This is a genomic window from Rhodoligotrophos defluvii, assembly GCF_005281615.1.
Classification (GTDB): domain Bacteria; phylum Pseudomonadota; class Alphaproteobacteria; order Rhizobiales; family Im1; genus Rhodoligotrophos; species Rhodoligotrophos defluvii.
The window spans coordinates 220598-246785 of the sequence record NZ_SZZM01000007.1; the positions used below are offsets into that span (position 1 = coordinate 220598).

Genomic DNA, 26188 nt, shown 5'->3' on the forward strand with positions numbered 1-26188 from the left:
GATGGCCGAGCTCGTATTTTTCCTCAACAAGGTGGTGGTGGCCGGCCTGATCATCGGTTCGATCTATGCCTTGGGTGCGGTCGGCGTCACGTTGATCTTCTCGATCCTGCGCTTTGCCCATTTCGCCCATGGCGACATGATGACAGTGGGTGCCGGCTTGAGCCTGATCCTGTCGTTGATCCTGGTCGGGCTCGGCCTCGACGGCTCGGTGCTGGCGGTCTATCTGGCCGTGCCTTTGGCCATGATCGCGACAGCGGCTCTGGCCATCGGCATCGACAACGTGTTCTACAAGCCTTTGCGCGATGCGGGTGCGAGACCCGTTGCCCTGGTCATGGCCTCGATCGGCGTCATGCTCATGATGCAGGGCCTGGTCCGGATAATCGGGGGCACCGCGGCCCGCGACATGTACATTACCGGTCGCAAGGAGATCTACCGCATCCCCCTGCCCTTTGCCGGCGACCGGCCGCTGATCCTCACGGAACCGCAGCTTCTACTGATTGTCCTGACGCTTCTGGCGGTGGTGGCCCTGCATCTGTTCCTGACCAGGGCGCGGCTCGGCAAGGCCATGCGCGCCATGTCCGACAATCCCATGCTGGCGAAGGTTTCCGGCATCAATACCGAGCGGGTTGTGCAAGCGACCTGGATCATCGGCGGCGGGCTTGCGGCGCTTGCCGGCACCATGCTCTCCTTCGATGTGAGCCTGAAGCCAGACCTCTCCTTCAATATCCTGTTGCCCATCTTCGCCGCGGCCATCCTGGGCGGCATCGGCCAGCCCTACGGGGCGATCCTCGGCGGGTTCGTCGTAGGCTTTGCCGAGACGCTGGCCGTGTTCAACTGGGCCATCCTGCTGCGGCCGTTCAAGGAGACCTGGATCGGCAACCTCGATCTGCCGAACCAGATCGCCTTCGTGCCGACCGAGTACAAGCTGATCGTGCCCTTCGTCATCCTGGTGGTCATCCTGATCTCGCGGCCGACCGGCATCCTGAGGGGGCGGGTGCTATGAAGGCCATCTCCGACACGCGGCGCGACCTTCTTCTCCTGGCATTGCTGCTGGTGCTGCTGGTCGGCGTGTGGCGTTCGCTCGGTCTGCCCTTCACGGTGCGCATGCTGGTCGAGGCCAGCTGTTATGCCATTCTCGCCCTCGGCCTGACCATCCAATGGGGCTATGCGGGACTGTTCAACGCCGGCGTCATGGGCTTTGTCGCCCTTGGCGGCTTCCTGACGGTGTTCCTGTCCTTCCCGCGCAACGACGCGTTCTGGGACAGCAGTCTGCCCGGTGAGCTTTGGCACGTGTTGCTGGTGGCCGCGGCCGGCGCCCTTCTCGTGGGGGCGGCGAGCCAGATCACCCGGCTTGGCGCGCCGAAAGGCTTGCGAACGGCGTTGACCCTCGTGCTGCTGGCCGTCGTCTATCTCGTGCTGATGGGCGAACTCGACCCGGTCGCCAGCCAGATCGAGGCGGGTCCTGGCTGGGTCGGCGGCTTGGGCCTGCCGGTCGGGCTCGGCTGGATCGGCGGCGGCATTGTCGCCGGCCTGGTGGGCTACGCGATCGGCCGGATCTGCCTCGGCCTGCGCAGCGACTATCTCGCCATTGCGACGCTCGGTATCGCCGAGATCATCAAGGCACTGCTCAAGAATGCCGATTGGCTCACGCGCGGAACCCTGACCGTCTCCCCCCTGCCCTGGCCCGTGCCCGGGGCGGGCCAACTCGGTTTCGTCAGCGCCCGCGCGGCCTATCTTGCGGTCACCGCCTCGATCATCGTGGTGATCTACCTGCTGCTCCAGCGCGCCTACTACGCGCCTTGGGGTCGGATGATCCGCGCCATCCGCGACAACGAAGTCGCCGCCGCGGCCATGGGCAAGGACGTGAACCAGCGGCGGCTGCAGATCTTCACCCTGGGCTGCGCCATCATGGGCCTCGGCGGGGCGGCGCTGGCGAGTTTTGTCGGCATTTTCGATCCCGGCGGGTTCGCGCCGCTCAACCACACGTTCCTCGTATGGGTGATGGTGATCGTCGGCGGGTCCGGCAACAATCGCGGCGCGATTTTCGGGGCCCTGCTCGTCTATATCATCTGGATCATGTCCGAACCTGCCGCCCTGTTCCTGTTTGGCCTGGCCCGCGACCTCGGCCACGAATGGTTCGGCTGGGTTGCGCCCGCTGACCTCGACTCGCGCGCCCTGCAGATGCGCGTCTTCGTCATCGGGCTCACCATCACGCTCGTGCTGCGGCTGGCACCGAAAGGGCTGATGCCGGAACCGGTGCGGCGGAGCGACTGAGTAAAGACCCCTCCGCCCCGGCCATCAATCCGAGGCGGAGGGAACGCCTTGATCCTACTGGATTTGGCCGACCTCGACGAAGCGGCCGTCTTTCACCAGCATCTCGACGATGACGCCCGGCACGTCGCCATTCTCGTCGAAGGTCATGGCGCCGCCGGCGCCGGCATAGTGGATGTCCTTGCCCTCGGCGATCAGCCGCTTGGCCTTCTCCCACTCGCCGGGCAGGATCGCCTCGCCCTTGCCGCTGGCGACCTCGCGCAGAGCCTTGTTGAGGCCTTCGCGCTCGGCCTTTCCGCTTTTCTCGATGGCGAGCGCGATCAGGAAGGCCGCGTCATAGGCCTGCGGCGCATAGACAGCGGTCGGATCGAGCCCGGCATCCCTGGCGAGCTTGGCGAACACTTCCGCGCCCGGGATCTCCGGCCGGCCGGCCTTGGTGCCGATCATGCCTTCCAGCCGGTCGGCGCCAATGGCGGTCACCAGCTCGTCGGCAATCATGCCGTCGCCGCCCACGAACTTCTGGAAGTCGCCGCCCTCGATCGCCTGGCGGATGATGGTCTGGCCCGAGCCAGAGGCGTAAGCCAGCACCACCAGCGTGTCGGCACCGGAGGACGCAAGCTGCCCGATCTCGGCCCGGTAGTCCGCCTTGCCCTCCTCATGGGCCTGCTTCGTGGCAACCGTACCGCCGGCATCGGTAAAGGCCTTCTCCAGGGCGTCCGCGAAGCCCTTGCCGTAATCGTTGTTCACATAGGTGATGGCGATGTTGTCATAGCCCTTTTCCTTGAGCAGCTTGGCCATGGCCTCGCCCTGGTAGCTGTCGGATGGCGTGGTGCGGAAGACGAGGTCCTTGTCGTCGAGCTCCGACACCGCCGGCGAGGTGGAGGCGGGCGATACCATCAGCACGCCGCCGGGCACCGCGGCGCTGTTGGCGGCGGCAATGGTCTCTCCCGAGCAGAGAGCGCCGACGATCGCGATGACCTTCTCCGCGTTGACCATGCGGTCGCCGGCGGCCGCGGCGGCGGTGGCATCGGTGCAGGTCGAGTCGGCGCTGACCATATTGATCTTTTCGCCGTCGAGCACCCCGCCCTGGTCGTTGACATTCTTCACCGCGAGCTTTGCCCCTTCGAAGATCGGCGGCGTGAGCGCTTCGATCGGCCCGGTGAACCCGCCGAGAAAGCCGACCTTCACGTCAGCCCAGGCAGCCGGTGCGGTCAGCATCGTGACGCATACCGCAGCAAGCAGTGACCGTCGCAGAGATCCCATCATTCCGTTACCCTCCTCATATTGCCCCTGGCCTTCCAGCGGCCCGAGATTGCCCGATAGTGAGCATCGGAAGCATGGTGTTGTAAAGCTTTGAAAAGCTTGAGCCAGGCGGTGATGGGCCGTTATGGTTTCCCTCGCTGCCAGCCAGCCCCGGTGGCGCCAGCAAAGGATGTCGCATGAAGCCCGTATTCGTTCAGATCAAGTGCGCCCTGGGCCAGGCCTATACCGTGGCCACCGCCATCGCGGACGCCGAGATCGCCTCGGAGATCTACTCGACCGCCGGCGGCTACGACTTGCTCGTGAAGTTCTACCTGCCGGAAGGCGAGGATGTCGGCCACTTCATCAACGAGAAGCTACATGCCATTCCCGGCATCACCGACACATACACGATCATCACGTTCCGGGCGTTCTAGCTGCGGCTCTGATGGCCCATTACTCTCGTCACCGCGGGACTGATGGTCGGGCGATGCAGGCCGCAAGGGGAAAGCGCATGCCGGACGCCCCGGCCCTGGCGCCTGGGCCGGCAGATGGTATGGCCTTGGCGCCGTCCCGTCAGCTCAGCTTGATCTTGCTCTGCTTGCCGTCGCGTTCGACTTCGTAGCACGCGGTCTCGGCCACCGTCATGCCCTGGAACTGGCGCGGCTGCGGACGATTGACCAGCGTCTCCACCACCAGCTTGCATTGTTCGAGGGTCGGCGTGGCGGCGCCGGTGTCGCGCTCCTTGCGGCCGACAGGGTCGGTGAACTCGACCACCGGCACATAAACCACGTCCAGGGTCTGATTCGCCACGGCGATTCGCGGCTCCTGGGGCAGCGCGGCCGTTGTGCTCGTCGTCTGGCAGCCAGCCAGCACAAGCCCTGCGGAGAATAATGGCGGGATCAATAGCGCGGTCTTCATTCGGAATTCTGCTCCTCGGGACGGCGTTAAACGCATGACAGCATCATCACGACCCTGAGACAACAACGATCCACGAAGACGACGCACACGTGAAAAGCGGCGGAAGCCGAGCGCTTCCGCCCTGACGTGAAGATTAACGCGAATAGAACTCGACCACCAGATTCGGTTCCATGTGCACGGGATAGGGCACGTCGGACAGCGCCGGAACACGGCTCAACCGTGCGGCAAAGCCCTTCTGGTCGAGCTCGATGTAATCGGGCACGTCCCGCTCGGCGAGCTGCTGGGCCTCGAGCACCAGGGCGAGCTCGCGCGACTTGTCCTTGACCTCGATGAGGTCGCCCGGCTTCACCCGGTAGCTCGGGATGTTCACACGGCGCCCGTTCACCTTCACGTGGCCATGGTTCACGAACTGGCGCGCGGCGAAGATGGTCGGCACGAACTTGGCACGATAGACGATCGCGTCCAGACGACGCTCCAACAGCCCGATCAGGTTCTCGGACGTGTCGCCCCTCATCCGGGCCGCTTCCTGATAAATGGCGTTGAACTGCCGCTCGTTGATCGAGCCGTAGTAGCCCTTTAGCTTCTGCTTGGCGCGCAGCTGCTGGCCGAAGTCCGACAGCTTGCCCTTGCGGCGCTGCCCGTGCTGGCCGGGCCCATATTCACGCTTGTTCACGGGGCTCTTGGGGCGGCCCCAGATGTTCTCGCCCATGCGGCGATCGATCTTGTGCTTCGCCTGAATACGCTTGGTCATTCGAGTCTCCAAAAGAAAGACGACGGCGCGAGGGTGCGCCATCGACCGGGGAACTCGCCCTCCTCCGCCGAGATCATTCGGCCGACAGATGCGCCGCCCCAAGCAGAAGCGGCAGATCACGGGCAAGCAGAAAAGCCGGCATTCACGCCTGCCAGCTTGCGGGTGCTGATACAGATATTGGCCGGCGCTGTCAAATCAAGCAGGCACAGGGCCTTTCAAGCCATGGCAAGCACCTCATGGTCGGGATAACCTGCGCGCGCGTAGGCCTCGAGCACATTCTGGTTGGCCGGGCGCGCCGTGAGCAGCACGCTGCCCGGCCTTGCCGCGCCATTCAGCGCTCCGGGCTGCCGGCCCTTCTCCGCCACCACCTGCACCACGCGCCGGGCGATCGCCGGCGCCGGGTCGAGGAAGGTGACCGGCCAGGGCGCGGCCTTCGCGAGCTCTTCCAAGAGCAGCGGATAGTGGGTGCAGCCCAGCACCACCGTATCGGTCAGGCGGCCATCCCGCTTGCGAAATGCCGGCCGGATCTCGCGGCGGAGCGCCTTCGGATCCGGCGTGATGCCATAGAGCTTGCCTTCCGCCATGGCGGCAAGCCCCTCGGCCCCGTGCAGGAACACGGTGCAGTGGCTGGCATAGGTCTCGATCAATGCACGGGTATATTCCCGGCGCACCGTGCCCGGCGTGGCCAGCACGCCGATGAGCCCGGTCTTGGACAGCGCGGCCGCCGGCTTGATCGCCGGCACCGTGCCCACGAAGGGCATGCTGGGGAAGCGTTCGCGCAGGCGCCAAATGGCGATGGTGCTGGCGGTATTGCAGGCAACCACAACCACGTCGGGCCGGCCGCGCTCGATCAACGCAGCCATGAGCACGAGAAGGCGCTCGACCAGGGGTTCCTCCGCCCATGCGCCATAGGGAAAGCCGCCATTGTCGGCGGCATAGATCAGGTCGGCATTCGGCAGCGCGTCCGCCACCGCCCTAGCCACGGTGAGGCCGCCGGTGCCGCTGTCGAACATGAGGATGCGCAGCCGCCGATCGTCAGTCATCCTGCGGCTCTCCAGGCTCGAACCGCTGCCGGGCAAGGGATGACACGATACCGTGCAGGGTGCGCACCTCGCGCTCGGTAAGACCTGCGCGGGCAAACAGGTTGCGCAGGTTGCGCACCATGATCGGCGCCTTTTCCGGCGGATAGAGGAAGCCAGACCGGGTGAGCGCCGCCTCCAGCCGGGTGAAGAAATTGAGGAGCTCCGCCTTGGTCGCGAGCCGCGTCTCGGACATGGGCGTACCCTGCTCCCCGCTGGGGTCGACCGGGGTTGCCCGCCCGAGCCCCTGCTCGCCGGCCTGCTTGAACCATTCATAACCCACGAGCAGCACCGCTTGCGCGAGGTTGAGCGAGGCGAAGGCCGGGTTGACCGGCGCCATGACGATGGCATCCGCGAGCGCCACGTGGTCGCTTTCGAGCCCCGTCCGTTCCGGCCCGAACAGGACGCCTACGCGCCCACCTGCGGCAATCCGCCCCTGTGCGGCGCGGGCCGCCTCTTCCGGCGCCAGCACCGGCTTGATCATGTCGCGGCGGCGGGCAGTGGTGGCGAGCACGTAGTCGAGATCGCCAATGGCCTCCTCCACCGTGTCGTAGAGCTTGGCGCCGTCGATGACCCAGTCGGCACCGGACGCATTGGCCTTGGCTTGCGGATTGGGCCAGCCGTCGCGCGGCTTCACCAGCCGCAGTTCGCTCAAGGCGAAATTGGCCATGGCTCGGGCGGCCGCCCCGATATTCTCGCCAAGCTGCGGATGGACGAGGATCACGATGGGCGCTTCGACCGGCATGGACCGCTTGGGGCTGTTGAGGAATGGGTGAGGCGCTGCCTTTTGCCCGAGGCAGGCGGGCAAGGCTCAATAAGACATCCGGTGGGATTGATCAATCCGGCGAGAATGCTATGAAGGCGCCGCATTTCGAGAACCCTGCGGCACACTCCAACCGAGGTCCCCAAGCGATGGCGAAGATCAAGGTCGACAATCCGGTCGTCGAGCTCGACGGCGACGAGATGACCAGGATCATCTGGCACTTCATCAAGGACAAGCTGATCCTGCCCTATCTGGACATCGACCTGAAATACTACGACCTCGGCATCGAGCATCGGGACGAGACCGAGGACAAGGTCACGGTGGAGGCCGCCGAGGCGATCAGGCGCTATGGCGTCGGCGTGAAATGCGCGACGATTACGCCGGACGAGGCGCGAGTCGAGGAATTCAAGCTGAAGAAGATGTGGAAGTCGCCCAACGGGACCATCCGCAACATCTTGGGCGGTGTCGTGTTCCGCGAGCCCATCATCTGCTCCAACATCCCGCGCCTGGTGCCGGGCTGGACGCAGCCCATCGTGATCGGCCGCCATGCTTTCGGCGATCAGTACCGGGCGACCGATTTCACCGTGCCGGGCAAGGGCAAGCTCTCGATCAAGTTCGTCGGCGACGACGGTACGGTCATCGAGCACGAGGTCTTCTCCTATCCCGGCGGCGGGGTGGCCATGGCCATGTACAATCTTGACGAGTCCATCCGCGATTTCGCCCGGGCCTCGTTCAACTACGGCCTGATGCGCAAATATCCGGTTTATCTCTCCACCAAGAACACGATCCTCAAGGCCTATGACGGCCGCTTCAAGGACCTGTTCCAGGAGGTGTTCGACGCGGAGTTCAAGGACCGCTTCAAGGCGCTGGGCCTCACCTACGAGCACCGGCTGATCGACGATATGGTCGCCTCCGCCCTGAAATGGTCCGGCGGCTATGTCTGGGCCTGCAAGAACTATGATGGCGACGTGCAGTCCGATACCGTGGCGCAGGGTTTCGGCTCGCTCGGCCTGATGACCTCGGTGCTGATGACCCCCGACGGCAAGACCGTGGAGGCGGAGGCGGCCCATGGCACGGTGACGCGCCACTACCGGCTGCACCAGCAGGGCAAGGAGACCTCTACCAACTCCACCGCCTCGATCTTCGCCTGGACCCGCGGCTTGAGCCACCGTGCCAAGCTCGATAACAACGAGAAGCTGAAGGCTTTCGCGGCGACACTGGAAAAGGTCACGGTCGATACCATCGAGGCCGGCCACATGACCAAGGACCTGGCGATCCTGGTGGGGCCGGATCAGAAATGGCTGTCGACCACCGGCTTTCTCGACAAGGTGCGCGAGAACCTCGAAGCGGCCATGGCGCGGGCCTGAGCTCGCAAAAACAGTGGTCATCCGCCCTCGATCGGATCGAAAGTCTCGCCGAGCCGGGCGCGGGCCGTGGCATGAAAGGCCTCGGCCAGGCTCGGGTTCTTGGCCAGCAGCCGGTCGAGATCCGCGGCATCCAGCACCAGGAACTCGCAAGCCGTGACCGCGCGGATGGTCGCTGAGCGCACCCGGCGGCCGAGCAGCGCGATCTCGCCGAAAAAGTCGCCGGGGCCGAGCTCGATGGCCTTGCCGTCGAGCTGGACCGCCACCGTGCCGCTGGCAATGAAGTACATGCAGTCGGCGATCTCGCCCTTGCGGATGATGACGGTGCCGGGCGGCACGCTGCGCGCCGACAGCATGCGCACCACCTCGGCGATGTCGGCCGCGTCGAGCTCGGCGAAGACCGGCACCCGCGCCACCATGCCATAGCTCACCACGAAATTGCGGCGGCGGATCTCGTCCTGGAAGCCGGTGGCGATAATGCCGACCGGCAGTGCGAACAGGCCCAATCCCACCACCACGGTAATGCCGCCGATGACCTTGCCGAGCGGGCTTATGGGCACGACGTCGCCGTAGCCAACGGTCGCCAGCGTCACGATCGCCCACCACATGGCGCTGGGCACGTCGCCGAACTTGTCCGGCTGCACGTTCCGCTCGGCCAGATACATGGCCATGGACGAGACCAGCATGGCGCTCATCATCAGCACCGCTGCAGCAAACAGCGAATGGCGCTCCGCCGAGAGAACCCGGCCGATAGTGGCCATGGCGGTGGAATAGCGGGTCAAGCGGAAGAAGCGGATGAAGCGCAGCACCCGCAGGATCGAGAGGTCGGCCGGAAAGATGATCTGGAGGAAAAAGGGAAGGATGGCGATCAGATCGATCATCATCAGCGGCGAGGCGGCAAAGCGCAACCGCGCCTTCCAGGGCGAGAGATGCCGCACCATCGGGTGCTCGCGGGCGGTCCACAGCCGCGCGATGTATTCCACGAGGAAGATGGTGACGCACAGGGTGTCGAACGCGTTGAACGCCTCGCCATAGCTGGCGGCGATCGCGGGAACGGTCTCGATCACGGCCGCCGAAACATTGGCGATGATCAGGATGATGAGAAAGAGATTGAAGGCCCGGGGCGCGGGGCCGGCCCTTCGGCCCCCTTCCAGCAGATCAAAGGCCGATCGGCGTAAGGACCTGAGCCACGCGGGACCGGCGGCCACCGGGCACTCCTATATGGCGAATTAGACGCTCAGTCGGCAGCGAAGGCGATGCCCTCTTCGACCTCGGCAATGGCCTGGTCCACGAGCCCGATTGCCCGCTCGCGATGACCGCCCTTGTTCGGGACCGCATTCTCGAGATTGGCACGGGCTTCCCGGAGATTGGCGAGCGCGTTCTCCATGAAGGGCTGATTGGCGGCAGCCGGCACCATGAGCTGCTGCACACCGACAGCCGAAACGATACCCAGAACAAAGGCACCAGCGACGGCCATACGCGGCGCGGTCAACTTCATCCACATGACACTTCCCCAAGCCAGAACAACTGGGCATGCGACATGATCGTCGCCCCATGCAGGCAGGAATTGAACCAGAACACCTGCGATTGGGAAGACGTTTTCTTGCGCGGTCGGATTTTCGCGCAAGCTTGCTTAACGCTCCGCCAACAAGCGGAGCGCTTGAGGAAAGGCCCTCGCTGCTCAGCTCGGTGCGGCCGCTTCGACCCTTTCCGCGATGGCACGCAGGGCCTCCTCGGCGCGGGCGCCGTCGGGTCCGCCGGCTTGCGCCATATCCGGCCGCCCGCCGCCGCCCTTGCCACCCAGCTTTTCCGCGCCGATCCGCACGAGATCCACCGCATTGAACCGCTTGATAAGGTCGTCGGTCACCCCAACCGCAATGCTCGCCTTGCCCTCGGCATTCACGCCCACCAGCGCGATGATCCCCGAGCCGAGCTGCTTCTTGCCGTCATCCACCAGGCTGCGCAGATCCTTGGGGTCGAGTCCCTCGATCTTGCGAGCCCTGAGCCTCGTGCCGCCCACCTCTCGGTCGCCAGCCTCACTGGCGCCATTCTGGGCGCCGGTACCCTGGGCCATCACCGCCTTGCGGCGCGCATCCGCAAGGTCGCGCTCGAGCTTGCGGTTGTGCTCGATCAGCGCCTTCACGCGCTCAACCAGGTCCTGCGGCCGGGTGCGCAACAGGGCCGACAGCTCCTCGACTCGGGCATCCTGCTCGGCGAGATAGGCGCGCGCCGCCTCCCCCGCCACCGCCTCGATGCGGCGCACGCCGGCCGCCGAGGCCTGCTCGGCGATGATCTTCACCAGCCCGACATCACCGGTCCGCGCAACATGGGTTCCGCCGCACAGCTCCATGGAGAACACCGGATTATTCCCCGCACCATCGGGGTTGCGGCCCATAGAGACGACCCGCACCTCGTCGCCGTATTTCTCACCGAACAAAGCGCGCGCGCCTTCGGCGATCGCCTCGTCCACGGTCATGAGGCGCGTGGTCACGGGCTCGTTCTGCGCGACCACCCGATTGCTGATCTCCTCGACCTTGGCGATCTCCTCGGGCGTCATCGGCTTCTGATGGGCAAAATCGAACCGCAGCCGGCCGGGCTCGACGAGCGATCCCTTCTGCGCCACGTGATCGCCCAGCACCTGGCGCAGCGCCTCGTGCACCAGATGGGTCGCCGAGTGATGCACCCGCGTGGCGCTTCGCCGCTCGTGATCGACGATCAGCTCGACCGCGGTGTCGGGCTTGAGGTTGCCCTTCTCCAGTCGGCCGCGATGCACATGGAGGTCGCCGAGCCGCTTTTCCGTATCGAGCACCCGGAACAGGGCGCCGTCGGCCGTGCGGATAATGCCTTGGTCGCCCACCTGACCGCCGGATTCCCCGTAGAACGGCGTCTGATTGAGGATCAGGCTCGCCTCCTCGCCTGCGTTCAGCACGTCCGCCTCGGCACCGTCCTTGACGATCGCCAGCACCACGCCTTCCGCGGTCTCGGTGTCGTAACCGAGGAAGTCCGTCGCGCCGTGCTTGTCACGCAGGCTGAACCAGATCGCATCGGTCTGGGCCTCGCCGGAACCGGTCCATGCCTTGCGTGCTTCCGCCCGCTGGCGCTCCATGGCCGCCTGGAAACCGTCCGTATCAACCTCGATGCCACGGGCGCGCAGCGCATCCTGGGTGAGGTCCAAGGGGAAGCCATAGGTGTCGTAGAGCTTGAACGCGGTCTCGCCGGCGAGCCGTCCGCCTTTGCCAAGACTCGCGGTCTCCTCTTCGAGGATGCGCAAACCACGCGCCAGGGTGCCGCGGAACCGGCTTTCTTCTAGCTTCAACGTCTCGGTGATCAGGGCTTCCCCACGCACGAGCTCCGGATAGGCCTGGCCCATCTCGCGGATCAGGGCTGGCACCAGCCGCCACATCAGCGGCTGCTCGGCGCCGAGCAGGTGAGCATGGCGCATCGCCCGCCGCATGATCCGGCGCAGCACGTAGCCCCGGCCCTCGTTGGAAGGCAGCACGCCATCGGCGATCAGAAAGCTCGAAGCCCGCAAATGGTCGGCAATGATGCGGAAGCTCGGTTTGGCTTCGCCCTCCGCCCGGCGGCCCACCAGCTCCTCGCAGGCACCGATCAGGGCCCGGAACAGGTCGATCTCGTAATTGTCGTGCGTGCCCTGCAGCACCGCCGCGATGCGCTCGAGGCCCATGCCCGTGTCGATGGACGGCCGAGGCAGATCCACGCGCTCGCCGCCGCCCAGCTCCTCATATTGCATGAAGACGAGGTTCCAGATCTCGACGAAGCGGTCGCCATCCTGCTCGGCCGTGCCGGGCGGGCCGCCCCAGATCTGGGGCCCGTGGTCATAGAAGATTTCCGAACACGGGCCGCAGGGGCCGGTATCGCCCATGCGCCAGAAATTGTCGGAGGTCGGGATGCGCACGATGCGCTCGTCCGGCAGGCCGGCGATCTTGCGCCAGAGGCCGTGTGCCTCGTCATCCTCGGAAAAGACGGTGACGGTTAGCCGCTCCTGCGGCAGGCCGAACTCCCTCGTCACCAGGTTCCAAGCAAGCTCGATCGCCACATCCTTGAAATAGTCGCCGAAGGAGAAATTCCCCAGCATCTCGAAGAAGGTGTGGTGCCGGGCGGTATAGCCCACATTGTCGAGGTCGTTGTGCTTGCCGCCGGCGCGCACGCTCTTCTGCGCCGTGGTCGCGCGGGTATAGGGCCGCTTCTCCACCCCGGTGAACACGTTCTTGAACTGCACCATCCCTGAATTGGTGAACATCAGGGTCGGGTCGTTGCGCGGCACCAGCGGGCTCGAGGCGACCACTTCGTGACCGTTCCTGCGGAAGTAGTCCAGGAAGCGTGAGCGGATTTCGTTGACGCCGGTCATTGAGATGGTCCTGTGGTTTCGCCCGCCCGAGGGCGCGTTCATCGATCAGTGAATAGATGGGAACGAACCGGGAGCAGCGCGACCCGCCCCCGGCCAATACATCAGCCGCAATCAGCTTGCGGCCAGAATATTCGGCTTGGCGGCGCGCCGGGCAAGTAGCTTGTTCAGAGCACCCACATAGGCGCGGGCTGCGGCCACCATGGTGTCCGTGTCGGTGCCGCGTCCGGTGAACGACCGGCCGTCCTCCTCGAGGCGCACGCTCACATCCGCCTGGGCATCGGTGCCTTCGGTCACCGCCTTCACCTGGAACAGCTGCAGATTGGCCTCGTGCGGCACCGCGCCCTTGATGGCATTGAAGGTGGCATCGACCGGCCCGTCGCCGGTCGCTTCCTTGGTGATGTGCTTGCCTTCCATGCTCAGGGTGATGGTCGCCTTCTGCGGCCCGCCCGTGCCGGCGATCACCGTCAGGGCCTCCACGCGGATATATTCCTGCGAGCGCGAGACCTGATCGTCGATCAAGGCCTCGATATCCTCGTCATAGACGTGCTTCTTCTTGTCGGCCAAGGCCTTGAAGCGCTCGAACGCATCCTGGAATGCATTGTCGGACAGTTGATAGCCCAGCTCTTCCAGCTTCTTCCTGAAGGCATGGCGGCCGGAATGCTTGCCCATCACCAGGGACGACGACTTGAGCCCCACATCCTCCGGGCGCATGATCTCGTAGGTCGAGGCGTCCTTCAGCATGCCGTCCTGATGGATGCCGCTCTCATGGGCGAAGGCATTCTTGCCGACGATTGCCTTGTTGAACTGCACGGGGAAGGAAGTTGCCGCCGCCACCAGCTTGGAGGCCCGGGTCAGCATGGTCGCGTCGATATTGGTCGCATAAGGCAGCACGTCGGCGCGCACCTTCATCGCCATCACCACCTCTTCCAGCGCCGCGTTGCCGGCGCGTTCGCCGATGCCGTTGATGGTGCACTCGATCTGCCGCGCACCGCCCTGCAGCCCGGCCAGCGAATTGGCCACCGCAAGCCCCAAGTCATTGTGGCAATGCACGGAGAAAATGGCTTTGTCCGCATTGGGCACGCGCTCGCGCACCGCCTTGAACATGGCGCAATATTCTTCCGGCGTGGCATAACCGACCGTATCCGGCAGATTGATGGTGGTGGCGCCCGCCTTGATCGCCGCTTCGACGCAACGGGCGAGGAAATCGATCGGCGTGCGGGTCGCATCCATGCCGGACCATTCCACATCATCGACCAGGTTGCGTGCCTGGGTCACGGTCGCTACCACGATCTCCAGCACCTCTTCCTGGCTCTTGCGCATCTGGTGCTGCAGATGAATGGGCGAGGTGGAGACGAAGGTATGGATGCGGGGCCGCTTGGCGTGGCGTACCGCCTCGCCCGCACGGGCGATATCGGCGGGGATCGCCCGGGCAAGTCCCGCGATCACCGCACGCTTGGCTTGGCGGGCGATCTCCGACACAGCCTTGAAGTCGCCCTCAGAGGCGATGGGAAAGCCCGCCTCGATCACATCCACGCCCATCTGGTCGAGCAGATCGGCAACCTCCAGCTTCTCCTCGAAGGTCATGGTTGCGCCGGGCGACTGCTCGCCGTCGCGCAAGGTCGTATCGAAAATGATGACTCGGTCTTTGTCGCTCTGCGCCGCTACGCCTGCGCCTTGCGTCCGGGAATCCACGGTCATGGGACGTTTCCTGAAGCTTGGGACCCGACTGTCGGCGGGTCATGGAAATTCGGGGTTCGGCATCTTCATCCCCTGAATACCCGCCTCGCAGTCGAAGCTGTCGGCACTCAGGGGCTGCTAAGGAGGAGGGCGGCAAGCGCAAGGGCGGCAGCCGAAGCTGCGGCCAGGGCGGCCAGAGCCGATGCAGCAAGAGCCAAGGCAGACGCGGTGGAGCGCCAACGGTCGGCAGCAGTGCCGATCGTCTCACTCCATCCGTAGCTGGTGGTCACACCAGACATTCCCGTCACATGCCTCGCTTGGCGCTGCCCGCTGTTTGGAGATCAGACGCCGATTCGCGCAATCTTCACCGCGTGCAGCCCGGAATGGATGCACGGAGCCGCCATTTAAACCGATTTCGCCGATGCATGCAACGGCCGATCCAGCCCATGGACGCGAGGGGTCGGCCGGCAGCTTACTCCACCGTGACCGACTTCGCGAGGTTGCGCGGCTGGTCTACGTCGGTGCCGCGCAGCACCGCTGCGTGATAGGCCAGGAGTTGCACAGGGATCGCATAAAGCAGCGGATTGATGAAGGGATTGGCCTGCGGCACGGTCAGCGTATCGAAAGCGGAATGCCCGTTGCGCCGATGCCCGTCCGCATCGGTGATGAGCACGATGCGTCCGCCCCGTGCGGCCACCTCTTCCATGTTGGACACGGTTTTGTCGAACAGCTCGTCATGGGGGGCGATGACGATGACCGGCACCTGCTCATCGATGAGCGCAATGGGGCCATGCTTCAGCTCGCCGGCCGCATAGCCTTCCGCGTGGATATAGGAGATTTCCTTAAGCTTCAGTGCCCCTTCGAGGGCGATGGGATAATTGATGCCCCGCCCCAGGAACAGCACGTCGCGCGCGGTGACGATATGCTTGGCGCTCTCCTCGATCGCCCCCTCGTCCTTGAGGATCTCGGCCACGTGGCGCGGCACCTCGACCAGCGCCTGCACCAGTTCCTGCTCCTGCTCGGCACTCAGCACCTCGCGCGCCCGGCCGGCGGCAATGGCAAGGCACGCCAGCACGGTGAGCTGGCAGGTGAAGGCCTTGGTGGAGGCAACGCCGATTTCCGGCCCGGCATAGGTGGGCAGCACATAGCCTGCCTCGCGGGCGATGGTTGATTCCGGCACGTTGACCACGGCCACGGTCTGTTGGCCCTGCTGGATGCAATAGCGCAGAGCCGCCAGGGTGTCCGCCGTCTCTCCCGACTGGGAAATGACGATGGCCAACCCGCCCTTAGGCATAGGCGCCTCGCGATAGCGGAATTCCGAGGCGATATCCACCTCGACCGGCAGCCGCGCGAACCGCTCGAACCAGTATTTGGCCACCAGGCCGGCATAGTAGGCGGTGCCGCAAGCGGTGATGGTCACCCGGTCGAGCTTGGCGAAGTCCACCTCGAAGCTCCTCGGGAACGTGGTGCGGAGCTCCGCGAGATTCACATATTCGGCCAGGGTATGGCCGATCACCTCCGGCTGCTCGGCAATCTCCTTCGACATGAAATGGCGGTGATTGCCCTTGTCTACCAAGAGGCGCGAGCTCTGGCTAACGCGGATGTCGCGGGTGACCCCTGCCCCGTGCTGATCGAAGATCTGGGCCTGATCGCGGGTGAGCACCACCCAGTCGCCATCCTCGAGGAAAGCCACCCGGTTGGTGAATGGAGCCAGCGCGATGGCGTCCGACCCCAGGAACATCTCCCCCTCGCCATAGCCGACCGCCAACGGACTGCCGCGCCGGGCGCCGATCATCAGGTCGTGCTCGCCGGCGAACAGGATGACGAAGGCGAAGGCGCCGCGCAGGCGCTGCAGGGTCTCGAACACCGCCTCGGCCGGCTTGCGCCCTTTGGCAAGCGCTCGCTCGATCATGTGGGCCACGACCTCGGTGTCGGTCTGGCTTTGGAACTCGGCCCCCTCCCGCGCCAGCTCTTCCCTGAGTTCGCGGAAGTTCTCGATGATGCCGTTATGCACGATGGCAACACGACCCACCACATGGGGATGCGCGTTGTCCTCGGTCGGCGCCCCATGGGTCGCCCAGCGGGTATGCCCCATGCCGGTGGTGCCGAACAGAGGAGCGGCCGAGACCTTGGCTTCCAGGTTGCGCAGCTTGCCCTCGGCGCGCCGCCGTTCGATCTTCCCGTCTTCCAGCACCGCGATGCCGGCCGAATCATAGCCGCGGTATTCCAGGCGCTTGAGCGAATCGACCAGCATCCGGTCGACGGGCTCATTGCCCAATATTCCAACGATCCCGCACATGCCTTATGCCCTCAATCCGCCTGGCCGCCCGCTTTGACGAGCGTGTCCCCGGCTGGCCGGCCCTCGCCCGCCTCGCCGGCGGCGCCATTGGCGGATTTCGCCTTGGCCGCCGCCTTCTCGGCCCTGAATCGGGTGGCCCAGCCCGGTTTCACCACCTGAACGCCGCGCGCCAGAGCGAGCGCACCGGCCTCGACGTCCCGCGTCACCACGCTGCCGGACCCCACATAAGCCCCATCCGCAATGGTGACCGGCGCGACCAACGCCGAGTTGGAGCCAATGAAGGCCCCGGCGCCGATATCGGTCATGTGCTTGTCGAACCCGTCATAATTGCAGGTGATGGTGCCCGCCCCGATATTGGCATTTTCCCCGACGCGTGCATCGCCCACATAGCTCAGGTGGTTAATTTTTGCTCGCTCGCCCACGCGGGCGTTCTTGGTTTCGACGAAATTGCCGACCTTCGCCTTGGGCCCGAGCCGGGTCCCCGGACGAAGCCTGGCGAACGGCCCCACGTGGCAACCAGCCCCCACATGGGTCCCTTCCAGATGCGAGAAGGCATGGATCACGGCACCACTCTCCACCGTGACGCCCGGGCCGAAGACCACATTGGGCTCGATGAGCACGTCGGCGGCAAGCTGGGTGTCGAACGTCAGGAACACCGTTTCCGGTGCCTGCATGGTGACGCCGGCGAGCATGGCCGCTTCCCTCAGCCGCACCTGCATCAGCGTTTCGGCCCGCGAAAGTTCCAGGCGATTGTTGATGCCTTGCACTTCTGATTCGTCGCAGGTCTGGGCGCGTACTGCCATGCCCCGTTCGACCGCGAGCGCGACCGCATCGGTGAGATAGTATTCGCCCTTGGCATTGTCGTTGCCGATGAGCGGCAGAAGCTCGCGCAAGGCCTCGGCATTGAAGGCCATCACCCCGGAATTGCAGAAGGTTACGGCCTTTTCCTCCGGCGAGGCGTCGTTCTCCTCGCGGATCGCAACCACCTGCCCTTGCGCATCTCGTAGGATGCGGCCATAGCCGGTCGGCCGGCCCGTCTCGAAACCGAGCACCGCGATCGACGCTCCGGCCTCGATATGGCGAGCCAGATTGGCAATGGTGCCCGGTGTGATCAGCGGCGTGTCACCGAAGAGGACGATGACGGTGCCCGAGGGCCTCGGCAGCGCCATGAGCCCGATACGCACCGCATCGCCGGTGCCGAGCCGCTCTTGCTGGACGGCGACTTTGCACGCGAGGCCGACCTTTTCGCCCTCTGCCGCGATCTCCGCCATATCCGGCCCGATCACCAGCGCGACCTCGCGCGCCCCGATCTCCGCCACGCTGGCCAGCACATGAGTGACGAGCGGCCGTCCGGCGATCTGGTGCATGACCTTCGGCCGATCGGATTTCATGCGCGTGCCCTTGCCGGCCGCGAGAACGATACAGGAGAGCTCGGTCATTGGGTGATCCGTGTCAGGAAATGTCGCGCTTGGCCTTTTTCATCCCTATAGCATCCCAAGCCGCCCTCGCGAAACTGTGTCCGATCTGGCTCCTGCATCTGCTTGCAACTTAAAATTGCTTTATTGATGGATTTAAACGATAGAGAGAAGAGGGCGTGCTGCTGATTCGGGGGGATCTCTGCAGCCCTGAGGCTCGACCAAAAGCAGCAAGCGCATGCCGATGCACCAGGATCAGCCATCCAAGAAGCGTGCTTACGGGCGCAATGCCCCTCGATCTTCCGTGGTGCTGGCGGCAGCGCTTTCACTGATCTATGTCAGCCTGGTCCTGTTGTTCCCGCCCAATGATGCATTGGCGATTCTCACACAGGATGTGGTCAAGAGCGAGTACGACCCGCGCCTGCGCAAAGCCTCCCGCCTCTCGCCGGCGCAGAACAGCAGCGTGCCAACCAACCGGCCCGAGGTTGCCACCAAGTCCGACCTGATCACCCCGTCATTCGGCATCTTGCTGGGCATGGTCTCTTCTCATCTGGAGGGGATCAGGCTGTGGCGCGTGCTGGCCAGCCGGCACGGCGACCTGCTCGCGCTGCTGCGCCCTCGCCTGTTCGAAGCCGCCCGCAGCCGCAATCAAACGGTGTATGGCGTGATGGCCGGCCCGTTCGACACCAGCCGCGCCGCCATGGAAACCTGCAGCATCCTTGCGGCGCGCGGCGTTGAATGTTCCGTGACCGAGTTCCGCGGCATTTCCCCCACCGCGCAGAGGGCGGTGCCCTGATACCGTTAGGGCGTGGCTTCTAGCGCACCTCCCCGGGGGCGACATCGGCTTCAACTGAAAAGCCACGTCACATCTCCTTTGACCGCCCTCGACACACTAGATCTTTGGGATCGCCAAGCGGCAGCACGCGTCTTAGCACCGCATTCACCTGTCTGGGTTGTTTATCCCTTGACAGTGCGCGTCCTAAGGTGGTGGAAAGCGGCAGCTTCCGCTCAACGCGCGGGGAGCCCGTAGCTCAGTTGGTAGAGCAACTGACTTTTAATCAGTAGGTCCAGGGTTCGAATCCCTGCGGGCTCACCATCACTCAGGTTGTCCGGGCCGGAGACACAGGTAACAGTTTGTCCCTAAGACATGGGTGACAACCTCGTGCCGAACGGGTTGTCGATGGTCTGCAGGTTTTCTGCTCCAGGTCGATATATCCCAGGTCATAGTGCATGAAGCTCACGAGCCAAATGCCATCGTCCACCTCCTTGATACCGAGCCGCTGACCGGCGAGCACGGTGCTGGCCTCACATTTCCGTTCTAAGCCGGATCCAGGGCGCGCACCTCGGTACGGTGCCAGCCTTCCTCGTGCTTGCGCCAATAGGCCGCTTTTAGAGCCAGTGAAATCGGCCCCGGCCGGTCGTTGCTGAGGATGGCCGAACCAATCCGCGAGATCGGCATGACGCCTCCCGCCGTGGTCGCCGCAAAAGCCTCGTCCGCACCCTCCAGCGACGCGCGCGGGATGGCGCATATGCGGGCTTCGATGCCCATCTCCGCGCAGAGCTCCAGCACCGACTTTCGGGTGATGCCATGCAGGCTGCCGCGATCCGGCGTCATCACCTTCCCGTTGCGAACCATGAAGATGTTGAAGCCCGGCCCTTCGGTCACGAACCCGTCGGCATCGCACAGAACCGCGGTATCGAAACCATGATCGTGGGCCTCGAACAGGCCCGACGTCAGATCGCTCCACTGATAGTTCTTCACCGTGGGGTCGACCGATGCGTCGGGAACCCTCGGTGTCGACGCGATCCAGAGATGGGCGCCCCGCTCCTGCACATCCTTAGGGATGACGTCGATCCACGGAATGGCATAAGCGACCAGATGGTTGTCGCAATCCTGCGGCCGACGGGAGCCGGCAACCCGCGGCCGGCCGCGCAGCGCCACCATGGCCACATAAGCGTTCTCCAGCCCGGCAAGCCCCACGCAGCGATGCAGGATGGCTTCGATTTCCTCGCGGCTCTCCTTGGGCTTCAGCCGGCGCGCCGCCATGGATGCCATGAACCGGTCGAGATGGTCGTCCAGCCGGAAGAAACCGTGGCGAAACACGTGAACCACATCGTAAACCGCGTCAGACCGGGTGAAGCCCCAATCCGTCACCGGGATCTTGGCTTCGTCAATGGGGACGAACTGGCCACCGATATAGGCGGCACCTGCGGCAAATCTCGTTGGCTCCATGACAGCAATCCTCGCGTGGCGCCTGCGGCATGCTTCGGCAATTCCATATTGCCCACCGAGCTTAGCCACCTTACTGTTCGCAACGCAAACAAAGCTGCCGCCCCACATCGCGGTCTCCTGGGGAAGGCAAGGATATACGGGGTGAGTTTCCGCGCTCGAGGGCAGCATCAGGGATGAGTATAGAGGCGCCGTCCGCTCAGGATCTCGCCGCGCTCGCGAAACGGTTCGGGCTTGAGCCATCGGACGCGGATCTTTCAGCTTTCGAGGCGTTCGCGGGCGGGCTCAGAGTGTCCTATGACTGGCTCGATGAGCAGACGGAGCCGCAGCCGCCCAGGTTCGCGGGCGAACGCTTGCCAGGCCATGCACCCCGCGATGCCGAAAACCCCTACAATGCGTGGGCGTGGATGAGCGACATCAGAGGCAGTGCCAGCGGCCCCCTCGCCGGTATACGCATCGGCGTGAAGGACAATATCGCGGTGGCGGGTCTGCCTATGCGCAATGGCAGCCGCACGCTCGGCAATTTCGTGCCCACCATCGATGCCACTGTCGTCACCCGGATACTCGAGGCGGGCGGCACCATCGCCGGCAAGACAACCTGCGAGGACCTCTGCTTCTCCGGGGGCAGCCATACCAGCTGGCCGGCACCCGTCAGAAATCCGCGCAAGCCCGGCCATGCCGCCGGCGGCTCGTCCAGCGGCAGCGCGGCGGCCATCGCGGCTGGCGACGTGCGCATGTGCTTGGGCGGGGACCAGGGCGGCTCGATCCGCACGCCGTCCAGCTGGTGCGGCACCGTGGGGCTGAAGCCTACCCACGGCCTGGTGCCGTATACCGGGATCTTCCCGGTAGAGCCGACACTCGACCATTGCGGGCCGATGGGCCGCACCACGGAGGACGTTGCCCGCCTGCTGGCGGTGATCGCTGGGCCCGACGGGCTCGACCCGCGGCAGCACAAGACGGTTGTTCGCGATTACATAAGCGCGCTCAACCTGCCTTTGCACGGGCTGAGCGTGGGCGTTGTCCGCCAGGGCTTCGGGCGGCCGGAGAGCGATCTGGCAACGGATGAAACCGTGCGCGACGCGCTGAAGGTACTGCAGCAGAACGGAGCCGAGGTCGAGGAAGTGTCCATTCCCTGGCATCCCGACGGCTTTCACGTCTATACTGCCATCGTGCTCGAAGGCATTGCCGAGATGATGCTGAAGGGCAACGCCATGGGCTATGGCTGGCAGGGATATTATTCGACGGAGATGCTCGAAGCCTTTGCCGGGCACTGGCGGTCGCGGCCCGATGAGCTGCCGCTGGCGGCCAAGTTCGTGCTCCTGGCCAGCGAATATATGCGCGACAAGTACCACGGGCGGCACTATGCCAAGGCGCAGAACCTGCGGCCGGCCTTCCGGGCTGCCTATGATGAAGCCTTGCAGCGATTCGACGTGCTGGCCATGCCCACCATTCCGTTCCGCGCGCCGCCGCTGCCGGAAACCGATTGCGGCCCCGAGGCGACAATCCTGCATTCCTTCAATATGGAGGGGAATACCGGGCCGTTCGACGTTACCGGCCATCCCGCCATTTCCGTGCCGTGCGGCGCGGTGGACGAACTGCCCGTGGGTCTGATGTTCGTCGGCAAGGCCTTCGACGAGATCAGCGTATTGAGGGCCGCCCATCATGCGGAAAGCCTTGCTCGTGCAGGAGGACGATGAGCGTAAAGGGCGCGGCGCCTTGCTGCACGAGTGATCAGACAGGGAGAGGACAATGATGATGATCCATCGCGCGAGGCGGTTGCATGGGCTGACCCGTCGAGGCCTGCTCACGGGAACCGCTGCCGGTCTGGGGCTCGCCTTGGCCGGCCCCCTGATCACGTCGAGGGCTGCCGCCCAAGTCGAAGACCAGCTCAGCATGATGGGCTGGGCCGACTATATCAGCCCGGACAACATCTCCGCCTGGGAGAGCGCCAATAACAGCCGCTTGATCTATGATTCCTATGCCAGCAATGACGAGATGTATTCCAAGCTCCAGCTGGCCCAGGGCAACAGCGGCTATGATGTGGGCATGAACACCGACTTCATGATCAAGCTGCTCATTGACAAGCAGCTGATCCAGAAGCTGGACAAGTCGTTGATCCCCAATATCGGCAATATCCGCCCGGAGGTCGCCAATCCGAATTTCGATCCCGGCAACGAGTACACCGTGCCGAAGAGCTGGGGCTCGCAGGGCTTCATCTACGACAAGTCGGTCATCACCCGGCCTATGAAGAGCTGGAGCGACTTCCTGGAGGCAGTGGTTAACGAGGCGAGCGGCCAGGTGTCGCTGCTCGACGACCCCTTGGCGATCGCCCCGCTGTTCTGGTCGAAGGGGCTGTCGTGGAACACCACGGACGAGGCTGCACTGAAGGATGCGGAACAACAGGTGGAGCAGCTTGCCAAGCACATCAAGGCGTTCAACTCCTATCCAGTGCAGGACGTGGCCTCCGGATCCGTCATCCTCGCCCAGTGCTGGAACGGCAATGCCAAGCAGGCGATCGATTCCTCGGGAAACGAGAACCTCGTGTTCGTCTATCCCGAGCCGATCTCGGAGATGTGGCTCGACAGCTATCATCTGCCGGTGGGCGGCAAGCACCCGAAGGCCGCCCATTCCTGGATCAACTTCGTGCTCGACCCGGAGGTGGCCGCAAAAGAGGTCACCTATACCGGCTTCCTCTCGCCGGTGGTCGCGGTTGAGAGCAAGCTCGACCCGAGCATTGCGGACAACCCGCTGATCTTCCCGCCGGCCGATGCGCAGAAGCGCGGCGAACGCACCCTGCGCAACGAGACCTATGACCGCCGCATCGCCATCCTCACCAAGTTCAAGGCGGCAGCGGCGCAGTAAAGCCGCCATTAACGATCCCTCCACGTCCCGGATGAGAGGATGGCAAGCGAAGTCAATATCGTTCGGATCAGCAAGGCTTATGGCGGGTTCAAGGCGGTCGACAATGTGTCCTTGCGCATAAGGCAGGGCTCTTTCGTCTCGCTGCTCGGCTCGTCCGGGGCGGGAAAGTCGACGGTTCTGCGCATGATCGGCGGGTTCGAGCTCCCCGACACCGGCCGGGTGGAAATCGGCGGGAGGGACGTGACGCAGCTGCCGCCTTATCGGCGGGACGTCAACACCGTCTTCCAGAACTACGCGCTGTTCCCGCACATGAGCGCTGCCGACAACGTAGCTTATGGCCTGCGGCAGGACCGCGTGCCGGCGGATGAACGGCGCAAGCGGGTGCGCGATGCGCTGGAGATGGTGCAGATGCTATCCTTCGCCCATCGCCGTCCAACCGAGCTCTCGGGCGGTCAGCAGCAGCGCATCGCCCTGGCGCGAGCCCTGGTGAAGCGCCCGTCCGTGCTGTTGCTGGACGAGCCGCTCGGCGCGCTCGACCGCAAGCTGCGCCAGCAGATGCAGATCGAGTTGAAGCTGCTGCAGGCACAGCTCGGTCTCACCTTCATCTTCGTCACCCATGACCAGGAGGAAGCGCTGGCCATGTCGGATCAGATCGCCATCATGCGGGATGGACGTATCGAGCAGCTCGGCAGCCCCACCGATCTTTACGACACGCCGCGCACTGCTTTCGTGGCGAGCTTCATCGGCGCGCAGAATTTCCTGGTGGGCGCACGTATAGCCGATACCCAACAGCTCGATGCGGAAGGCACACGATTCACCGCAAGCCGGATTGCCGAGGGCCTGCAGCCCGGCGCGACGGCACTTGGCGCGGTGCGGCCAGAGCATGTGGTGCTGACCACGGACGAACCTACCGATCAACCCAACCGTATCGCCGGTCGGGTCGCGGCCGTGGTGATGCTGGGCGACGCACTGGAATATCTGGTCAAGCTCGCGGGTGACCGCGAGCTGATCAGCAGGGTACAGAGGGGGCGCGCCGCCGGCCTGCCCAATACGGGCGAAGCGGTGTGGGCAAGTTGGGATGCAGCCCATTTCAGCCTCTATCCGTATGAGGACCTGCAGGCCCAGTCCAGCCGCATGAAGAGCAACTGAGCCATGGCCCAGGACTCTGCAGCACCGAGCCTGCCCGTAGCGCCGAATCTCAAGCCGTGGCCTCTGCCGCGCTGGATCCTGGCCTGGCCGGCGCTGGCCTGGTGGATCATCTTTTTCGTCCTACCCATCGCCTGGATCGTGCTCTACAGCTTCGGGTCGAAGCCGCAAGCGACCGAGCAGGGCTTCGTCTCCCTTAAGACGTTGTCCTTCGACAACTACTTGGCCGCAACCAGCGAACTCTTCTTCAATGTCTTCCTCGGCACGCTGCAGATCGCCGGTATCGGGACCATTGCCTGCGCGCTGATCGGCCTGCCCGTGGCCTACACGCTCGCCTATTACGTGGCGCCACGCTGGCGGCCTCTGCTCATCTTCCTGCTGATCCTGCCCTTCTGGACAAGCTTCCTGCTCAGGACCTTCGCCTGGCGCATCATCCTCGCGCCCCAGGGCACGCTGTCCAAGGCGTTGCAGTCGCTTGGCATCATCGATGGGCCCTTGCTTATCCTGGATACCAGCTGGGCTGTTCAGCTCGGCATCGTCTACAATTATCTGCCAGTGATGATCCTACCGATCTACGTGGCCTTCGAGCGTATCGACCCGGCGCTCGCCCGGGCCAGCATGGATCTGGGTGCGGGTCCCATCCGCACCTTTTTCCAGGTGACCCTGCCGCTTGCCGCGCCCGGCCTGTTCGGGGGCCTGCTGCTCACCTTCATTCTCGCCGCCGGCGATTATGTGGTGCCGACCATTCTCGGCGGCACCAAGGGGCTCATGGTCGGCAATCTGGTGGCCACCCAAATCCTGTCCGCCCAGAATCTTCCTGTAGGCGCCGCCATGGCCATTCTGCTCATCCTCATGCTGGCGGTGGTGATTGCTGCTGCCGTCGTGGTCCTCTGGGGCGCCTCACGCACACTGCGCCTCGTGCGGGGAGCAGCCCTATGAGCCTTCAGCCACGCAACATCCGCCGCATCATCGGCCTCACCTGGATGGCGCTGGCGTTCATCTTCCTGTTCCTGCCGATCTTCGTGATCGTGGCCTATTCCTTCAACGGCGGGCGAAACCTCTATGTCTGGCAGGAATTCTCGACCCGCTGGTATGCGGTCGCGCTGGACAATCCCCGGGTTCTGAGCGCCCTGGCGGTGTCGTTGAAAGCGGCGGCCATAAACGCACTCATCGCCGTGAGTCTTGGCGTGCTCGCCGGCCTCACGCTTGCCCGCCGCAAGGGACGCTGGCTGGTGCCCTATGTCATGCTGATCTTCGTGGTATTGGGCACGCCGGAGCTTGTCTCAGCCATCGGCCAGATGATCTGGCTGGACCGTCTCGGCATTTTTGACGGCATCACGAGGCTGTCCATCGGCCATTCAGTGTTCAATGTAGCGGTGGTCACGCTCATTGTCCGCGCACGGGCGGAGGGCATGGGCGACCAGCTCGAGCAAGCCGCCGCCGACCTCGGTGCCGTTCCCTGGCGTGCTTTCGTCACCATCACCCTGCCGCTGCTGTTTCCAGCGGTGCTGGCGGGCCTGCTCCTGTCCTTTACCTTCTCGCTGGACAACGTGATCACCTCGGTCTTCGTCCAGCGGCCGGGCACGACGACGCTGCCGCTCTATATCCTGTCCTCGTTCAAAGCCGGGCTGAAGGGCGACGTGGCGGCGATCGCCGTGATCATGCTGGGCGTCAGCATCGCGGCTATCGCCATCGCGGCGCTGCTGCTTAACCGTGGCGCGCGGCGCGGCAGCGTCATGGGCGGAGCGACGGGTTGATCCAAGCTAGCCCAGAGGCCGTGCTTATCATGGGGCCCGGCCATC

Annotated in this window: 22 protein-coding genes, 1 tRNA gene and 1 pseudogene; 11 read left to right on the forward strand and 13 right to left on the reverse strand. The window is 64.6% G+C overall.

The window, feature by feature from the left end; all coding sequences use genetic code 11:
* Position 1 precedes the first annotated feature (1 nt).
* Both E4P09_RS23565 and E4P09_RS23570 read left to right on the forward strand, forming a co-directional pair.
* Positions 2 to 1003, forward strand: a complete 1002-nt coding sequence (locus E4P09_RS23565; RefSeq protein ID WP_137392102.1) for a branched-chain amino acid ABC transporter permease — start codon at positions 2 to 4, stop codon at positions 1001 to 1003.
* A complete protein-coding gene (locus E4P09_RS23570) occupies positions 1000 to 2274 on the forward strand; it encodes a branched-chain amino acid ABC transporter permease (protein WP_137392103.1) in 1275 nt (424 codons plus the stop codon). Before E4P09_RS23565 ends, E4P09_RS23570 begins: the two co-directional genes overlap by 4 nt.
* A gap of 54 nt (positions 2275 to 2328) precedes the next feature.
* Here the strand turns inward: E4P09_RS23570 and E4P09_RS23575 are convergent, their stop codons facing one another.
* Positions 2329 to 3537, reverse strand: a complete 1209-nt coding sequence (locus E4P09_RS23575; RefSeq protein WP_137392104.1) for an ABC transporter substrate-binding protein — start codon at positions 3535 to 3537, stop codon at positions 2329 to 2331.
* A gap of 173 nt (positions 3538 to 3710) precedes the next feature.
* Between E4P09_RS23575 and E4P09_RS23580 the strand changes: the two genes are divergently transcribed.
* On the forward strand, positions 3711 to 3947 hold the full coding sequence (locus E4P09_RS23580) for an Lrp/AsnC ligand binding domain-containing protein (RefSeq protein WP_137392105.1): 237 nt from the start codon (positions 3711 to 3713) through the stop codon (positions 3945 to 3947).
* A gap of 139 nt (positions 3948 to 4086) precedes the next feature.
* On the opposite strand, the gene E4P09_RS23585 is transcribed toward E4P09_RS23580, so the two are convergent.
* The 4 genes from E4P09_RS23585 to E4P09_RS23600 all read right to left on the reverse strand — a co-directional run bounded on the left by E4P09_RS23585 (position 4087) and on the right by E4P09_RS23600 (position 7006).
* Positions 4087 to 4431: a hypothetical protein gene (locus E4P09_RS23585; RefSeq protein ID WP_137392106.1), complete on the reverse strand. Its 345-nt coding sequence runs from the start codon at positions 4429 to 4431 to the stop codon at positions 4087 to 4089.
* Between the two features lie 133 nt (positions 4432 to 4564).
* Complete coding sequence (gene rpsD / locus E4P09_RS23590; protein ID WP_137392107.1) at positions 4565 to 5182, reverse strand: 30S ribosomal protein S4; 618 nt, start codon at positions 5180 to 5182, stop codon at positions 4565 to 4567.
* 215 nt (positions 5183 to 5397) lie between these two features.
* Complete coding sequence (murI, locus tag E4P09_RS23595) at positions 5398 to 6225, reverse strand: glutamate racemase (protein ID WP_137392108.1); 828 nt, start codon at positions 6223 to 6225, stop codon at positions 5398 to 5400.
* The gene (locus E4P09_RS23600; RefSeq protein ID WP_137392109.1) at positions 6218 to 7006 is read right to left on the reverse strand and encodes an RNA methyltransferase; all 789 of its coding nucleotides are present in this window, start codon (positions 7004 to 7006) and stop codon (positions 6218 to 6220) included. Before E4P09_RS23600 ends, murI begins: the two co-directional genes overlap by 8 nt.
* Positions 7007 to 7173: 167 nt before the next feature.
* Here E4P09_RS23600 and E4P09_RS23605 point away from each other — a divergent pair, with 167 nt between their 5' ends.
* Entirely contained in the window at positions 7174 to 8391 is a 1218-nt protein-coding gene (locus E4P09_RS23605; protein ID WP_137392110.1) for an NADP-dependent isocitrate dehydrogenase, read from the forward strand.
* Positions 8392 to 8408: 17 nt separating this feature from the next.
* On the opposite strand, the gene E4P09_RS23610 is transcribed toward E4P09_RS23605, so the two are convergent.
* From E4P09_RS23610 to glmU, 6 genes are all read right to left on the reverse strand, one after another.
* On the reverse strand, positions 8409 to 9596 hold the full coding sequence (locus tag E4P09_RS23610) for a cyclic nucleotide-gated ion channel (protein ID WP_137392111.1): 1188 nt from the start codon (positions 9594 to 9596) through the stop codon (positions 8409 to 8411).
* A gap of 29 nt (positions 9597 to 9625) precedes the next feature.
* Positions 9626 to 9892, reverse strand: a complete 267-nt coding sequence (locus E4P09_RS23615; RefSeq protein WP_338049024.1) for a hypothetical protein — start codon at positions 9890 to 9892, stop codon at positions 9626 to 9628.
* Between the two features lie 177 nt (positions 9893 to 10069).
* Positions 10070 to 12757, reverse strand: a complete 2688-nt coding sequence (alaS, locus tag E4P09_RS23620) for an alanine--tRNA ligase (RefSeq protein ID WP_137392112.1) — start codon at positions 12755 to 12757, stop codon at positions 10070 to 10072.
* 111 nt (positions 12758 to 12868) lie between these two features.
* Complete coding sequence (locus E4P09_RS23625) at positions 12869 to 14455, reverse strand: 2-isopropylmalate synthase (RefSeq protein WP_137392113.1); 1587 nt, start codon at positions 14453 to 14455, stop codon at positions 12869 to 12871.
* 451 nt (positions 14456 to 14906) lie between these two features.
* A complete protein-coding gene (glmS, locus tag E4P09_RS23630) occupies positions 14907 to 16733 on the reverse strand; it encodes a glutamine--fructose-6-phosphate transaminase (isomerizing) (protein ID WP_137392114.1) in 1827 nt (608 codons plus the stop codon).
* Between the two features lie 11 nt (positions 16734 to 16744).
* Positions 16745 to 18172 (reverse strand): bifunctional UDP-N-acetylglucosamine diphosphorylase/glucosamine-1-phosphate N-acetyltransferase GlmU, encoded by a 1428-nt coding sequence (gene glmU, locus E4P09_RS23635; protein WP_137392115.1) that lies wholly within the window; start codon positions 18170 to 18172, stop codon positions 16745 to 16747.
* A gap of 280 nt (positions 18173 to 18452) precedes the next feature.
* Here glmU and E4P09_RS23640 point away from each other — a divergent pair, with 280 nt between their 5' ends.
* Together E4P09_RS23640 and E4P09_RS23645 are read left to right on the forward strand one after the other, a co-directional pair.
* Positions 18453 to 18944, forward strand: coding sequence for an SPOR domain-containing protein (locus E4P09_RS23640; protein WP_137392116.1), 492 nt, complete (start codon positions 18453 to 18455; stop codon positions 18942 to 18944).
* Positions 18945 to 19168: 224 nt separating this feature from the next.
* Positions 19169 to 19244 (forward strand) — tRNA-Lys (locus E4P09_RS23645).
* Between the two features lie 44 nt (positions 19245 to 19288).
* Here the strand turns inward: E4P09_RS23645 and E4P09_RS26625 are convergent.
* Together E4P09_RS26625 and E4P09_RS23650 are read right to left on the reverse strand one after the other, a co-directional pair.
* Positions 19289 to 19455: pseudogene (locus E4P09_RS26625) on the reverse strand (transposase); the annotation flags it as partial.
* A gap of 11 nt (positions 19456 to 19466) precedes the next feature.
* Positions 19467 to 20381 carry an aminotransferase class IV gene (locus E4P09_RS23650; protein ID WP_137392117.1) on the reverse strand — a complete coding sequence of 305 codons (915 nt, stop codon included), beginning with the start codon at positions 20379 to 20381 and terminating at the stop codon, positions 19467 to 19469.
* Between the two features lie 173 nt (positions 20382 to 20554).
* Here E4P09_RS23650 and E4P09_RS23655 point away from each other — a divergent pair, with 173 nt between their 5' ends.
* Genes E4P09_RS23655 through E4P09_RS23675 form a run of 5 tightly spaced genes read left to right on the forward strand, consistent with a single transcriptional unit; the run spans position 20555 to position 26143 of the window.
* Positions 20555 to 22075 carry an amidase gene (locus E4P09_RS23655; protein ID WP_137392118.1) on the forward strand — a complete coding sequence of 507 codons (1521 nt, stop codon included), beginning with the start codon at positions 20555 to 20557 and terminating at the stop codon, positions 22073 to 22075.
* A 52-nt stretch (positions 22076 to 22127) separates the two neighbouring features.
* Complete coding sequence (locus E4P09_RS23660; protein WP_137392119.1) at positions 22128 to 23240, forward strand: polyamine ABC transporter substrate-binding protein; 1113 nt, start codon at positions 22128 to 22130, stop codon at positions 23238 to 23240.
* A gap of 39 nt (positions 23241 to 23279) precedes the next feature.
* Positions 23280 to 24389: an ABC transporter ATP-binding protein gene (locus tag E4P09_RS23665; protein ID WP_137392120.1), complete on the forward strand. Its 1110-nt coding sequence runs from the start codon at positions 23280 to 23282 to the stop codon at positions 24387 to 24389.
* Between the two features lie 3 nt (positions 24390 to 24392).
* The gene (locus E4P09_RS23670) at positions 24393 to 25325 is read left to right on the forward strand and encodes an ABC transporter permease (RefSeq protein ID WP_137392121.1); all 933 of its coding nucleotides are present in this window, start codon (positions 24393 to 24395) and stop codon (positions 25323 to 25325) included.
* Positions 25322 to 26143, forward strand: a complete 822-nt coding sequence (locus E4P09_RS23675) for an ABC transporter permease (protein ID WP_137392122.1) — start codon at positions 25322 to 25324, stop codon at positions 26141 to 26143. Before E4P09_RS23670 ends, E4P09_RS23675 begins: the two co-directional genes overlap by 4 nt.
* Positions 26144 to 26188 lie beyond the last annotated feature (45 nt).

Bases quoted from the DNA above. Each gene is read 5' to 3' on its own strand.
- rpsD (WP_137392107.1), bottom strand. From the start codon at position 5,182: ATGACCAAGCGTATTCAGGCGAAGCACAAGATCGATCGCCGCATGGGC.
- E4P09_RS23605 (WP_137392110.1), top strand. From the start codon at position 7,174: ATGGCGAAGATCAAGGTCGACAATCCGGTCGTCGAGCTCGACGGCGAC.
- E4P09_RS23675 (WP_137392122.1), top strand. From the start codon at position 25,322: ATGAGCCTTCAGCCACGCAACATCCGCCGCATCATCGGCCTCACCTGG.
- E4P09_RS23575 (WP_137392104.1), bottom strand. From the start codon at position 3,537: ATGATGGGATCTCTGCGACGGTCACTGCTTGCTGCGGTATGCGTCACG.
- glmU (WP_137392115.1), bottom strand. From the start codon at position 18,172: ATGACCGAGCTCTCCTGTATCGTTCTCGCGGCCGGCAAGGGCACGCGC.
- E4P09_RS23655 (WP_137392118.1), top strand. From the start codon at position 20,555: ATGAGTATAGAGGCGCCGTCCGCTCAGGATCTCGCCGCGCTCGCGAAA.
- E4P09_RS23570 (WP_137392103.1), top strand. From the start codon at position 1,000: ATGAAGGCCATCTCCGACACGCGGCGCGACCTTCTTCTCCTGGCATTG.
- E4P09_RS23660 (WP_137392119.1), top strand. From the start codon at position 22,128: ATGATGATGATCCATCGCGCGAGGCGGTTGCATGGGCTGACCCGTCGA.
- E4P09_RS23580 (WP_137392105.1), top strand. From the start codon at position 3,711: ATGAAGCCCGTATTCGTTCAGATCAAGTGCGCCCTGGGCCAGGCCTAT.
- E4P09_RS23600 (WP_137392109.1), bottom strand. From the start codon at position 7,006: ATGCCGGTCGAAGCGCCCATCGTGATCCTCGTCCATCCGCAGCTTGGC.
- E4P09_RS23565 (WP_137392102.1), top strand. From the start codon at position 2: ATGGCCGAGCTCGTATTTTTCCTCAACAAGGTGGTGGTGGCCGGCCTG.
- murI (WP_137392108.1), bottom strand. From the start codon at position 6,225: ATGACTGACGATCGGCGGCTGCGCATCCTCATGTTCGACAGCGGCACC.
- E4P09_RS23650 (WP_137392117.1), bottom strand. From the start codon at position 20,381: ATGGAGCCAACGAGATTTGCCGCAGGTGCCGCCTATATCGGTGGCCAG.
- glmS (WP_137392114.1), bottom strand. From the start codon at position 16,733: ATGTGCGGGATCGTTGGAATATTGGGCAATGAGCCCGTCGACCGGATG.
- alaS (WP_137392112.1), bottom strand. From the start codon at position 12,757: ATGACCGGCGTCAACGAAATCCGCTCACGCTTCCTGGACTACTTCCGC.
- E4P09_RS23615 (WP_338049024.1), bottom strand. From the start codon at position 9,892: ATGTGGATGAAGTTGACCGCGCCGCGTATGGCCGTCGCTGGTGCCTTT.
- E4P09_RS23670 (WP_137392121.1), top strand. From the start codon at position 24,393: ATGGCCCAGGACTCTGCAGCACCGAGCCTGCCCGTAGCGCCGAATCTC.
- E4P09_RS23665 (WP_137392120.1), top strand. From the start codon at position 23,280: ATGGCAAGCGAAGTCAATATCGTTCGGATCAGCAAGGCTTATGGCGGG.
- E4P09_RS23625 (WP_137392113.1), bottom strand. From the start codon at position 14,455: ATGACCGTGGATTCCCGGACGCAAGGCGCAGGCGTAGCGGCGCAGAGC.
- E4P09_RS23585 (WP_137392106.1), bottom strand. From the start codon at position 4,431: ATGAAGACCGCGCTATTGATCCCGCCATTATTCTCCGCAGGGCTTGTG.